We start from the raw sequence: 13,141 nt of genomic DNA, 5'->3' as shown, positions 1-13,141 counted from the left end.
GGGCCGGTGATGCGTCAACATCATCGGCTTCTTTTTTCAGGGTGTTAAGTAGAATTCTTCATGCATTGATGTTGGTTTGGTTGAAGTAAGAGTCCATTTGCTGTCAGGGGCTATGGGTTCAAGTCAATTGATTTACATTTCACTACTCGCATCCTGGGCCGGTAATTACAATTTCATCGTCATTGATTGTATAGTCTGCGCCAATTGCTTCGCATATAATGTCAAGTCTGTTGTAAATGCCACCGTCGGAAATCGATGTTGTGAGCACGCACGAAGAGAACTTGTTTTTGTCGAAGAGGATGTCAACGCCATAAACTTTCTCAAGTGCCTTGAATATTTCGGAAACCGGAGCTTCCTCGAAACGCATGCGCCTGGTTTTTTCCTCGGCAGGAATAGGCTGTGGTACATCAACGATGCTTCGCTGCATGGTTTTTTCGTCTCTGTTGTAGACGATTTGCTGATTGGGTGTAAGGATCATCTCCGTCTTCTGCGGAGCCTCTCCTTTAATATTCTGATGAGCCTGAACAGCAACTTTTCCTGTCTGCACTGCGACCATGATGTTTTTGTCTTCATCAAATGCCTTAACTCTGAAGCTCGTTCCGAGTACGGTGGTTGTCACCTCTTTTGCGTGAACCAGGAACGGACGGTGTTCATTACGGGTCACTTCGAAATGAGCTTCTCCCTCCAGGAACACCTCACGTACTTCCTGATTGAATGCTGTTCCATATTTCAGCCGGCTATTGGGTTCCAGAGAAATGCGGCTGCCATCAGGGAGGTCAAATAGTTTAACGGCTTTACCTATGTTATCAAGTTGTGTCCATACCGAAGAGGCATACTGCTGGCCGGATGTATCTTTGTTAAGTACAGGTCGCCTGCTATCATTTAAGAAGAAAAAGAAGGTTATTGCTATTGTCAATGAGGCAGCGATGCCAACTGAATACCATCCGATGCGTCTCGTGCGCGTGCCCGAGGGCATCACCTTTGACGGATTGGTAGTTCTTGTTTGCGCAACGTGTTTGGAGATAACAGACCAGTATCGTTGCTCTAACGCGGTTTTCTCAACATCATTAAGTGACGACCGATCGCGTTTGCCCATCGCTTCGTACCACGCGTCGACAATCTTTATCTCTTCCCCGGAGGCCTCACCTGTTAGATAACGCCGCAGCATCTGTTGAAACATCTGTTGATCCATGCTTTGATAACTTTTCTCCTTCTAACTATAGACAGTTCACATCGACAATTGCCTAAACCGTTTGATGAGATTTTTGCTAAAAAATCGATTTCACAATCGTTTCCTAGGTTTTCCGGGCCCACTGCCATAAATTAGTATGAATCGATTCTTCAGGATTTGGAACGTCTCAGTGTTAATGACAAGCGCGTTGAAAGATTGGTGAATGATCATTCTGTTGATCTCCCTAAAGCGGCGACCAATGCCCGGGCCACCAGTGAACATGCGTCGACCGACCATGCGGCAGCATTGTCTTCATATACTGATATCGATTTGCTGGAAGCTATCCGGCATGATAGAGAAGACGCCTTTGCAGAACTTTTCAGACGCTATTGGCAAAAGGTCCATGACATGGCCTTTCCACGAGTGCGTTCAGAAGAAATAACGGCAGAGATAGTGCAAGACCTTTTTATTTCTTTGTGGGACAAGCGCGCATCTCACTCCATCAAGCATCTTCCTTCCTATTTTTACACAGCAGTTAAGAACAAAGCGCTTAACTACATTCAAGCACAGATGGTTCGTAAGAGCTATCGTGACTATTGCCTGAAATACTTTCCGGTCTCGGATGATAATACAGAAAAGACAGTAGAGTTTGATGACCTGATGGACGCTATCGAAGCGGCCATGCAGCAGTTGCCTGAAAAGTCAAGAACTGTGTTTCAATTGAACAGACTGGAGGGGCGATCCATTCCCGAGATCGCCGACACGTTAAACTTGTCCGAGAAGGCTATCGGATATCACCTCACACAATCATTGAAGAAGCTGCGCTATCAGTTGAAGGACTACTTAACTACACTCGCGCTGGCGTTGATCCTGTTCTATTGATGAACTGATATGAAATCTTTAGCGAAGAGATTGCGCCAGAATGTGTCGCGCAATTCACCGCTGGTTTCAGGAGCATGAACCTATTTATAAATTGGGAGAGAAGGTATAGTATTCGAACTCCGGTGACTGAGGAGTGCCGATCCGCAGGATGCTATCATGGAACGACTCACCGCTGATCACCTTGGTTAACTTAATTCCATCAAACCAGAAAGTATCAGGATCAATCATTGGATACTCCGCCAGGACCTCACGCGGCAGGTCACCGATATTGACTGCTACACCGCTGGGCGTGTGTATCGACCAGTTCATGCTTAAAGTAGCCGATTCGTTACTGAAATTGGCTTCATAGTAGGAATAATCTTCAGAGAACTCAAAGGTGAAGTTGCGTAAGCCGGTATTGATCGTTTTGTAAGTGAAGGTTGGCATTGTGAACGAATCAAACGAATCCTCAATGTCGCCCTGCTTAAAGTAAGAAACATAGCCCGAGGGTTGGGCGTTGGCAACGTACATGCTATAGCTGTCAAAACCATCGACGTACCCGATCACCGGTTGATCGGTGGCATCTTTTGTGCCGGCAAGACGATCAGTCTCGATCAAGTCGAAATAGAATTGAGGAAGGTATTTGTTCCCCTCAATGTATGCGCCCTGAACCCACCCGATATTATAATATCCGCCAAAGTCGAGCTTTCTTTGATGTTCGAACGGAGTGAAATTTGTGTCCATGTCAAGATTTAAGACATCGCCACCTTTCACTCCTGGGATTCTCGCATAGACAGGAGTGCCATTTCGATAGGTGGTAAGCAGTACATCGGAAGGCAATTGACACAACTGAAGATTGGCCTCGTAGGTGTCGCCCGCCATAGCCACGTCATAGGAAAAATAGGAACCTTTGTTTGTGATGTTGATTCCGTATTTCGGTCCGTCGTAGCCCGCTATTCTGAAATTCACATTGGCCGGATCCGTTAATACCATGCCGCCGTTACCATACCGGACCTCAAAGGATGACCCAGGCGATACATCGGCGTAGGTCTGTATTTGCAGATAAGTCTTTCCGTTTGTGTCGACTGTGCCAGTTACAATGTTCAGGTTGAATTTATCGACATACCTTGTACTGGTTAGAGTCACTTGCTTACGGCCAACAGTATTTTGAACGTCCAGGACCTCACCGTTAACGTCGGTCGCGTACACCCAATGATTTGTCGAGCTAAAGGAGATTGCCAGCGGATCGAGCGAAACCAGGCTCTGGGAATCGTCGCCGGAATGATCATCGAAGCAGGCCGACAGGAAAAATCCAGTTAAAATCAGGGCAAAGAAATGGCGGGCGTAGAGTGGTGATCGGTTTTTGCGCATAACGTAGGGGTTGGCAGCTCAGATACACGTTTCATTCGTGTAACGTTAGTGCCAGTCGTGTGCAAAAGTATCAAAGAATGCGCCAGTATTGTGTGAATAACAATTTGTTAACACACGAATTTACCAGGTACAGTGCAATCAGGGCTTTCGTTGATTGGCCCCGACCTTCTTCCTGAACAATAACATACTTGTTAGCTCAAGACATACGGGTACTATTTATTTTGTCTATTTACCTTTTTGCTTTTCGTATAGATCAAGCTGCTTCTTAAGCAGGAAGTTGTGAATAGCCTCTACATCAGCTTCACTGAGCGAATTGCTAAAGCTGGCCATTCCATTCTGTGCAAGGATACCTTTCAATAGTATATCGCTGAACAGCTTGTGCTTGGCCTCAGGCAAATTAGACAGATCAGGGTGTTGCGACATGTGGCGATCTCCAAACTTGCCATGACAGATGTCACAATAGAAGTTATAGAGGTAGGCACCGCGTTCAACAAGCTCCTCACGTACTTTCGTCGCCGGAGGTACCTGTCTTACAACAGGATTTTTCTTCGGAGGCAGCGGCACATCAGCGCCGCCCAGTTTAAAAGCAAGGATCCTCGTCTTGTTTTCGTATTGGTAAACAACTCCGTCGGGTAAATATCCGCTGGTCTCGGCTCCACCGTAGCCGGCCATAACAGCCACATACTGCTCGCCGTCTATGCTATACGTTGTGGGTGCAGCCATGATGCCATTGCCTGTAAAAATGGATTTTAGTTTTTCTCCGGTCTTTGCATCATGAACATTGAGATATCCGGTGCGCGTTCCCTGAAACACCAACTCCGGAGTTGACATGATCCCGCCATCTGGTCCGCCATCAGGAAATTTCCATGCGACCTGTTTGGTGACAACATTCCAAGCCAGCAAATTCTCTGAGCGAATGGTGTCTTCAGCCTTCGTCACCTGATCAGCTACGTGCTTACTGAACTTCCACATCTCTGCATAGTCGAGATTTGTGTTATCAACATCGGGCAACCACTCGTATGTATCGAACGTTTTGAAAACCTGTGGCACAGAACGCTCGGGTATGTACATCAGTCCTGTTGTCGGATTGAACGACATCGGCTGCCACACGTGTCCTCCGCCGAGATAAGGAACTACAAGTTTTGGTTTGTCTTTGTACCATTGTCCCTGTTCGGTCAACACCGGGCGTCCCGTTTTCATATCAACGTGACTCGCCCAGTTCACCCGTGTATACTTCTCGGCGGAAATCAGTTCGCCCGTTGCTCTGTCCAGCACATAAAAGAATCCATTCTTCGGTGCCTGCATTAAGACCTTACGCTGCCTGCCTTCGATCTCGATATCTGCTAATACAATATTCTGCGTTGCTGTATAATCCCAGATCTCACCAGGTGTTGTTTGATAGTACCAAACCATTTTGCCATTGTCCGGGTTGATGGCGAGGATAGAAGCGAGAAATAAGTTGTCGCCTCCCGAAGGACTTCTAAACCAGATTGGATATGGAGCTGCGTTGCCGGTCCCTACGTAAAGCAGATTGAGTTCGGCATCATAGGCCGATTCGCCCCATACGGTTCCACCTCCACCGCTTTGCCAGTGAGATTTCGGATCCCACGTTTTGGCGGCCATTTCCATTTCATCACTTTCGTTTCCGTTGGCGGGATCTCCAGGTACGGTAAAGAATCTCCACTTTTGTTCACCTGTTTTCAGATCGTATGCAGTGACATATCCACGAACGCCGAACTCAGATCCTGAATTGCCAATCATCACGATACTACCGGCTACCTGAGGTGGGCTGGTAATCGTATACGCTTTCGTGCGATCCGTAAATGTATCCGCCTGCCAGAGGACTTTGCCATCTTTAGCATCAAGACAAACAAGGAAGCCATCGAGTGTACCTACGTAGACTTTGTCTTCCCAAACAGCCACTCCGCGATTTACCACATCACAGCAAGACCTTCGGACATATGATGGATCGACTTTCGGCTTGAATGCCCAAAGCTCTTTCCCGGTTTTTCCATCGAGTGCATACACCGCGCCCCACGATCCTGATGTGTACATAATGCCATCTGCAACGATAGGGGTAGCCTCCAATCCGCGAGGCACATTGCCAATATGAGTAGTAGCATCATACTCCCATACGAAACCTAACTCCTTAACATTTTCCCGATTGATTTTATCCAGCGGAGAATAATGCTGCATGTTTTTATTACCACCAGTGGTCAACCAGTCTTCAGCTTTCTGGTCGTTTAAGCGGGCCTGATCAATCCAGCCTTTCGGTTTTTCTTTTTGACAGCTGATCATTGCGGCGAGAAGCCAGATGAGATACCAGTTATTCTTCACAGGTTAGGTGTTTGTGAGTGTTTGAAGGTCTTGAAAATAGTAAAAAAGCTGAAGTTAACTTCTCACTAACTTCTAATCTTGTATCATTTTGTATCGTCTCTTAAATTCATTAGATTCAAAAAAATCAATCCCCAGTCATGGCAACTTTCCAACTCAACGTCAATGGTGAATTGCACAAGGTAGAGGCCGCACCCAATACGCCTTTGCTTTGGGTACTTCGAGATAACCTAAGTCTTACAGGGACAAAATATGGTTGTGGTATGGCCCAATGCGGAGCGTGCACCGTGCACCTTGATGGCACTGCTGTGAGATCCTGTTCCACGCCAGTTTCGTCTGTAGAGAACAAGAAGGTAACAACTATTGAAGGTATTTCTTCCGGCGAGGAACTTCACCCGGTTCAACAAGCCTGGATAGCGGAGAATGTTCCGCAGTGCGGCTATTGTCAAACAGGTCAGATCATGTCAGCAGTTTCGTTGTTGTCAAAGAATCCTGCGCCGAATGATAGTGAGATCGAAGCGGGCATGTCGGGTAACATTTGCCGGTGCGGCACTTATGAACGGATCAGAAAAGCAATTAAGAGGGCCTCTAATACTTCTGCAAAATGAAAGTAGAAATCAACGACTCCAAAATATATAAAGTCAACCGTCGCGACTTTCTGAAAGCTACCTCGATAAGCATGTCAGGATTGATGCTGGGCATCAGCTTCAGCTGCACGAACACATCGAAGAAACTTGCAGGCAATCCGGACTTTACCTTTTCGCCCAACCTGTTTATCAGCATTCATGGTAACGGCGATGTTTCACTGGTAGCTCATCGATCTGAAATGGGAACGGGGATCCGGACGAGTCTTCCCCTGGTGATGGCCGATGAAATGGAGGCGGACTGGAACCGGGTGAAAGTGGTGCAGGCAACAGGCGACGAGAAGTATGGCGATCAAAATACTGACGGCTCCTATAGCGTAAGGATGTTTTTCACGCCACTGAGGAAGGCAGGGGCAACGGTGCGCCTATTGCTTGAGCAGGCTGCGGCGAAGGAGTGGGGTGTTGATGCATCCGAGTGCAAAGCACAAAATCATGAAGTTGTTCATAGCTCGGGTAAAACGCTTGGGTTCGGCTATCTCGCAGAGAAGGCAGCGGCATTGCCTGTGCCGGACGAGAGCAGCATTACGCTGAAGTCGCCCAAGGACTTTAAATACATAACGAAGCAGAGCTCGATAGTAGATTTGAAAGATATCGTCACGGGCAAAGCAAAGTTTGGGTTCGACAGCAATCATCTTCCCAATACAAAGATTGCCGTGGTTAAACGCAATCCTGAACCAGGAGCAGGGCTGACTTCTTTTCAGGCTGAGAAGGCGATGGCAGTTCCTGGTGTGATCAAGGTTTTTACGTTGAATGCCCCTGGCTTCCCCACAACATTGAATAAGCCGCTTGGGGGGGTAGTGGTAGTCGCAGAAAATACCTGGGCGGCATTGGAAGGGCGGAAGGCACTCGATGTAAGCTGGAGCAAGGGGGCAAACGCTGATTATGATTCTCACTCCTATAACAACGGCATGCTGCAGCGTGCCAAGACAAAAGGAAAAGTGAGAAGAGAAAACGGTCAGGTTGATAAGGCGCTGGCCGGTGCAAAGAAAGTTATTGAAGTAGATTATATGGTGCCGCTCCTGTCGCATGCGCCGATGGAAACCCCATGTGCTCTCGCACACGTACACGACAATGTATGCGAGGTATGGGCGCCGGTGCAGGATCCGCAGGGTACGAGAAAAGCACTAGCCGAAGCGTTGGGTGTGGACGTCAAGGCGGTTACGGTGAATGTTACGTTGCTCGGAGGAGCATTTGGTCGCAAGTCAAAGCCAGACTTCGTCGTCGAGGCCGCTTTGGCATCCAAAACGATGGGGAGTCCTGTTAAAATATTATGGACGCGCGAAGACGATATCCAGCATGATTTCTACCACTTCCCTGCGGCTCAGCATCTGAAGGTTGGTATTGATGCAAATAATAAAGTTACCTCATGGTTGCACAGGTCCGTGTTTCCGCCCATTGGAGGTACTTCAAACGCGGCGGAAAAGGAGGCCAGCGGTGCGGAGTTGAGCATGGGTATGATCGACCTGCCCTTTGCCATCGATAACGTATGCTGCGAAACGCATGAAGCGCCTGCGAAGACCCGTATCGGATGGCTGAGGTCGGTTGCCAACATTCACCATATGTATGCAGTAGGCTGCACGTTGGATGAGGTTGCGCATGCCCGTGGCGTTGATCCTATTCAAAATGTTCTGGAACTGCTGGGAAGTGATCGCAATATTGATTTCGGTCCGATTACCTCCGAATACTGGAACTATGGTGAGAAGCCCGAGGACTTCCCCTGGAGCACCGCGCGTTTCCGAAATGTGATTGAAACTGTAAAAGATAAATCCGGCTGGGGAAAGAGTCTCCCCAAAGGAAGCGGTCAGGGCTTTGCGGCTCACAGAAGTTTCCTGACGTATGTCGCGTGCGTTGTAGAGGTTACTGTTGATGCCAACAATAAGATCCGCATTCCTAAGGTGGATTATGTGGTGGATTGCGGCATTCCTGTTAACCCCGAGCGTATCAAATCTCAGTTCGAAGGCGGTGCAGCCTTTGCCGCGAGCCTCGCGCTCAAGAGTGAGATCACGGTGACTACCGGCGCCGTTCAGCAATCCAATTTCCACAACTATCAGGTGGCGCGAATGAGCGATGCCCCCTATGAAACGGCAGTTCACATTATCGAAAGCAACGAGAAGCCTACTGGCGTTGGCGAACCGCCGATACCTCCTCTGATTCCTGCTTTGTGCAACGCTATTTTTGCAGCGACAGGAAAACGTGTGAGGCAGTTGCCTGTACGGCTGGCTTAATTTGTTAGGTACTCTTTTGATTTGTCGCCCTCACGACCGATTAGTTGTTCTCACGACGGGTCTGGCTATTGAGCCTGGGCTGGCGTGGTTGAAAGTAAATGCGATGAAACTCATTCCTCTATTTAAGGTGACAGACATGCGCGCTGCTGTTCAGCACTATACCGAAGTGCTGGACTTTGTGATGACCTGTCCTGAAGATACACTGGACTCGGCCGTCGTTGATCTCGGTCATGACGAAATGGAGCTTCAACTCACAACGCACGAAAGCGGCAGGTTGTTTGGATCGGTCGTCAATATCCTTGTAACTGATGTTGATGCACTCTTCTATAAGTATAAGGGCCGCGGTTTGGATACGCTGAGCAGGCCGGAGTCACCGGTACATACGTCGCCAACAGATCAGACCTGGGGCAGAAGAGAATTTTATGTCACAGATGCTGATGGCAACACCCTGCGCTTTGCACAAGTAATCAGGTAGAGGTTACTGCAACCTATTTAGGTACGATAGCGTCTAATTCTTGTTCCATGTTCGGCATGCCCTTATACTGCATATTCCTTAACCATCATTTCCAAATGAATTCATTTCGCGCTTTCCTGGCTACCATTTCCATCACTGTTTTCGCTGGAATCGCCAACGGTCAGGATACTGTGCTGCAGACCGCATATACCGGAAGACTCGATTCCATAAATTCAAAGATTCTTAATCAGAAACGATTGATCCAGGTGTTTACCCCTGTCAATTACAAGCCAGGCGGTAGCGAAAAGTATGATGTTCTTTATGTGCTCGACGGAGGCAACTGGAACACTGGCCTTGTTGAAAGAACTCAGAGGTTTATCGAAGGTGAAGGATACATGCAACCAACCCTGATCGTGAGCGTAATGGGCATCGATCGAAACCGTGAGCTGACACCAACTCACCTTGATGACTGGAAGTATTCAGGTGGCGGCGTAGATTTTCACGAAGACTTCAAATTGCGGATGTCTTATCTGACGCCCGGCACCATGAGTTCGATGAATCCGCAGCCCATACCCGCAGCGTTGCAATATCGCGACGACAGTAAGTAGTCAGGAAACAAGGCAATCATTAAATTGTTGATTTCGAATTGTTGATTTGGAATCCCCGAATTCTTTACTTGGGCCTTCAAATCATTTTTTATGTTGAATGCGATAAAGAGCGCCGCAAGTCTTGTCATTTTACTCCTTTGCAGCACAATATCTTTCGGTCAGCAAGTGAAAGAACCAACCGGTGGCAATCCGGAATGGTCGAAGGCGTATGAGCCTTTCAGGGTTGCCGGAAATCTCTATTGGGTTGGCACGTATGACCTCGGCTGCTATCTGATCACAACACCGAAGGGACACATCCTTATCAATACTGGTTTGGCCAGCTCATTTGATGTTATTAAATCCAACGTAACGTCATTGGGTTTCAAGTTCAATGACATTAAAATACTTCTCACAACGCAGGCACACTTTGATCATACGGGTGCGCTGGCGGCTATTAAGAAAGCAACAGGTGCCAGCATGATGGTTGACGAAAAGGACGTGCCTGTTATGGAAGACGGCGGCCTGTCCGACTATGCATTTGGCGGCAGTGTTATGTTCGAACCTGTAAAGGTCGATAAGAAACTTCATGACAAAGATGTCATTGCTTTGGGGAATGTGAAGCTAACCATGCTCCATCATCCCGGACACACCAAGGGTTCCTGCAGCTATCTACTCGATGTAAAGGATGAAAAGAAAACTTACCGGGTACTGATAGCAAACATGCCGTCGATCGTAACGGACAAGCACTTCGATGCTATAGCTGAATATCCGGAAATCGCGAAAGACTATTCCTATACTTTAAAGGCCCTGAAGTCATTATCATTTGATCTTTGGGTGGCATCACACGCCAGCCAGTTTAATCTTCACAAAAAGAGAAAGGCGGGAGATGCATACAATCCCGAGGCGTTCAAGGACAGAGAAGGTTACGACAAGTCTCTGGCCGAGCTTCAGGCGGCATACGATAAGAAGATGGCCGGAAATTGATCCCGGCGTGAATCTAACAGGGGCGTAGCCAAAAATGGGTCCCCGACGGTAAGGAGGCGTTTATTAGCAGGTGAGGTGAATTTCCTTTCTGATCCTGAAACCTCTCGCTAAATTGTAAGTATCCCTTTACAATTAGCCTGCCCGCCTATGTTCCGGAACTACTTCAAATTCGCGATCCGTCATGCTGCCCGCCAGAAGGGCTTTGCTTTTATCAACATAGCCGGACTGTCGATCGGACTCGTCTGCAGCTTTTTTATTTTGGTTTGGGTTGAAGATGAGCTCAGCTACGATGGATTCCATAAGGACGGCGATCGGATTTATCAGCTATGGCGGCACATGATCACCGACGGCCAGATAGATACCTGGCCATCGCTGGGTCAGCCAGTCGCCGAAACGATTCAGGCAGAATATCCGGAAGTAGAAACAATAACGTGGGCGATGCTTTCGGAGCAGTTCGTCGTAACAACCGGTGATGACAACTTCCGACATAAAGGAGGCTATGTCAGTCCGGCATTCTTTGAAGTATTCTCGTTCCCATTCCTGATGGGTGATCCCCACACCGCATTGAATGATGTGACTTCGGCGGTGATCACTGAGCACATGGCAAGCGCCCTATTCGGAGACGACTGGCAATCGCGCAATGACATAATAGGCAGAGTCATCACGATCGATCACCGAAAGGACTTCACCATCAAAGGTATACTTAGCAACCCACCTGAAAATTCGTCTCTTCAATTTGATGTGCTGTTGCCGGCAAAGGATTTCACCGACCGGCTGGGGATTGCAGATGAATGGTACTTCATGTGCTTCTCCATCTATATGAAACTTCACGAAGGATCATCGATGGAGAACTTTAACGCTAAAGTTTCAGATCACTTTATCAGGCATGATGAGGGCGAAGGAACAAAACTGTTCCTGCAACCATTTGAAGATGTTTATCTGCACTCAACTTACCGCGATGGACACCTTGTTGGAGGCCAGATTGACTACGTAAGAATCTTCTCTGTCGTCGCTGTATTCATCCTGTTACTCGCGTGTATTAACTTCATGAACTTAGCCACGGCACGCTCGGCACGACGCGCGCGGGAAATAGGCGTACGAAAAGTTGTTGGGGCACAACGCAGGATGCTGATCACGCAATTTGTTGCTGAGTCGATCGCAATGACCTCAGCGTCGTTTGTTCTGGCATTAGGAACAATGTTCCTGTTGAAGCCGCTATTCAATGGGCTAACGGGTAAGCACTTCGCCATCGATGACTTCAATGTTGCCGGGATGTTTTTGATTTCATTGATCGTAGGAATCGTCGCAGGCAGCTATCCTGCCTTCTACCTGTCATCCTTCAATCCCGTAGCCGCGCTCAAGTCATTCAGACAACGGCAAGGCTATATTACAATTCGCAAAACACTGGTCGTATTTCAATTTGCAATATCGGTCACAATGATCGTTGCAACTATTGGAGTGTTTCTTCAACTGGATCACATGAGATCAGTAAATCTGGGCTTGCAGAGGGAAGGGCTACTCTATCTGCCACGGGAAGGGGCGTTGCAGGATCGGTATGAAGCGGCTGTGCAGGAACTCATGAAGCGGCCAGGAATAGAAAGCGTAACCTCATCCGGACAGGACCCATTGAAGGTCATGAACAACACGACCGGTGTTGGCTGGCCGGGGAAAACACCAGGCAGTCATCCCATATTCTTTATCATCAATGCGAGCCATGACTATGTAAGGACTATTGGAATGGAACTGGCTGCGGGTCGCGACTTCTCTCAGGCTTTCAATGATTCGGCAAGTTACATTGTAAACGAAGAAGCGGCCGCACTCATGGGTGGTGATATCCTGGGAACAAAGATCAAAGTATATGGAGATGAAGGTCAGGTGGTGGGAGTGGTGAAGAATTTCAGTATGAACTCACTTCGTTCACCTGTTGAACCTACAATCATTCGTTTTCATCCTCCAAGCAGCGGACGAATATTTGTACGAACAAAACAAGGTCAGATTCCAGAGGCGATTGCCAGCTTGAAAGGCGTGTGCGAACAGTTTAATCCTGGCTATCCATTCGAATATACTTTCCTTGATCAGGTGTTTGAGCAGACTTACAAGAGCGAAGAAGTCATGGGAAAGCTGGCAAATATCTTTGCTGCGGTATCCATTTTTATTTCGTGCCTGGGGCTTCTGGGACTTACCGCCTTTACTGTCGAGCAGCGATCAAAAGAAGTTGGCATTCGGAAAGTGCTGGGGGCGTCGGTAACAGGGATTGCTGCATTGCTCTCTGCCGACTTTGTGAAATTAGTACTTCTCGGTGTGCTCATCGCCTTGCCAGTTGCAGGATACTTCATGAGAGAATGGCTTCACGACTTCTCATCGCGTATAAATATGCCGTGGTGGTTGTTCGCAACGGCGGGCATTGCCGCGCTGGTATTCGCTGTCGTTACCATTGGATTTCAGTCAATCAAGGCAGCTTTGATTAATCCGGTGGAAACGTTGCGGAATGATTAGATGGGGTAATCAAA

General features: G+C 47.9%; 10 protein-coding genes. 7 read left to right on the top strand and 3 right to left on the bottom strand.

The window, feature by feature from the left end; all coding sequences use genetic code 11:
- Positions 1-142 precede the first annotated feature (142 nt).
- Positions 143-1,192 carry a FecR family protein gene (locus tag WBG78_RS19350; RefSeq protein ID WP_337328123.1) on the bottom strand — a complete coding sequence of 350 codons (1,050 nt, stop codon included), beginning with the start codon at positions 1,190-1,192 and terminating at the stop codon, positions 143-145.
- 156 nt (positions 1,193-1,348) lie between these two features.
- Between WBG78_RS19350 and WBG78_RS19345 the strand changes: the two genes are divergently transcribed.
- Positions 1,349-2,053 (top strand): RNA polymerase sigma-70 factor, encoded by a 705-nt coding sequence (locus tag WBG78_RS19345; RefSeq protein ID WP_337328122.1) that lies wholly within the window; start codon positions 1,349-1,351, stop codon positions 2,051-2,053.
- An 84-nt stretch (positions 2,054-2,137) separates the two neighbouring features.
- On the opposite strand, the gene WBG78_RS19340 is transcribed toward WBG78_RS19345, so the two are convergent.
- Complete coding sequence (locus tag WBG78_RS19340) at positions 2,138-3,403, bottom strand: hypothetical protein (RefSeq protein ID WP_337328121.1); 1,266 nt, start codon at positions 3,401-3,403, stop codon at positions 2,138-2,140.
- A 225-nt stretch (positions 3,404-3,628) separates the two neighbouring features.
- A complete protein-coding gene (locus tag WBG78_RS19335; protein WP_337328120.1) occupies positions 3,629-5,740 on the bottom strand; it encodes a PQQ-dependent dehydrogenase, methanol/ethanol family in 2,112 nt (703 codons plus the stop codon).
- A gap of 137 nt (positions 5,741-5,877) precedes the next feature.
- Between WBG78_RS19335 and WBG78_RS19330 the strand changes: the two genes are divergently transcribed.
- The 6 genes from WBG78_RS19330 (at position 5,878) to WBG78_RS19305 (ending at position 13,127) form a co-directional block, all read left to right on the top strand.
- Entirely contained in the window at positions 5,878-6,345 is a 468-nt protein-coding gene (locus WBG78_RS19330) for a (2Fe-2S)-binding protein (protein ID WP_337328119.1), read from the top strand.
- Complete coding sequence (locus WBG78_RS19325; RefSeq protein ID WP_337328118.1) at positions 6,342-8,606, top strand: xanthine dehydrogenase family protein molybdopterin-binding subunit; 2,265 nt, start codon at positions 6,342-6,344, stop codon at positions 8,604-8,606. Before WBG78_RS19330 ends, WBG78_RS19325 begins: the two co-directional genes overlap by 4 nt.
- Positions 8,607-8,709: 103 nt before the next feature.
- Positions 8,710-9,081 (top strand): VOC family protein, encoded by a 372-nt coding sequence (locus WBG78_RS19320; RefSeq protein ID WP_337328117.1) that lies wholly within the window; start codon positions 8,710-8,712, stop codon positions 9,079-9,081.
- Between the two features lie 95 nt (positions 9,082-9,176).
- On the top strand, positions 9,177-9,668 hold the full coding sequence (locus tag WBG78_RS19315; RefSeq protein WP_337328116.1) for a hypothetical protein: 492 nt from the start codon (positions 9,177-9,179) through the stop codon (positions 9,666-9,668).
- 102 nt (positions 9,669-9,770) lie between these two features.
- Positions 9,771-10,631 (top strand): subclass B3 metallo-beta-lactamase, encoded by an 861-nt coding sequence (gene bla, locus WBG78_RS19310; RefSeq protein WP_443092791.1) that lies wholly within the window; start codon positions 9,771-9,773, stop codon positions 10,629-10,631.
- 147 nt (positions 10,632-10,778) lie between these two features.
- Positions 10,779-13,127, top strand: a complete 2,349-nt coding sequence (locus WBG78_RS19305; RefSeq protein ID WP_337328114.1) for an ABC transporter permease — start codon at positions 10,779-10,781, stop codon at positions 13,125-13,127.
- Positions 13,128-13,141: the final 14 nt, after the last annotated feature.

Origin of the sequence: Chryseolinea sp. T2 (genome assembly GCF_037203685.1) — a bacterium.
Lineage (GTDB): Bacteria > Bacteroidota > Bacteroidia > Cytophagales > Cyclobacteriaceae > Chryseolinea.
Note: the sequence above shows the minus strand (reverse complement) of the source record. Positions and strands in the feature narration are given on the sequence as shown.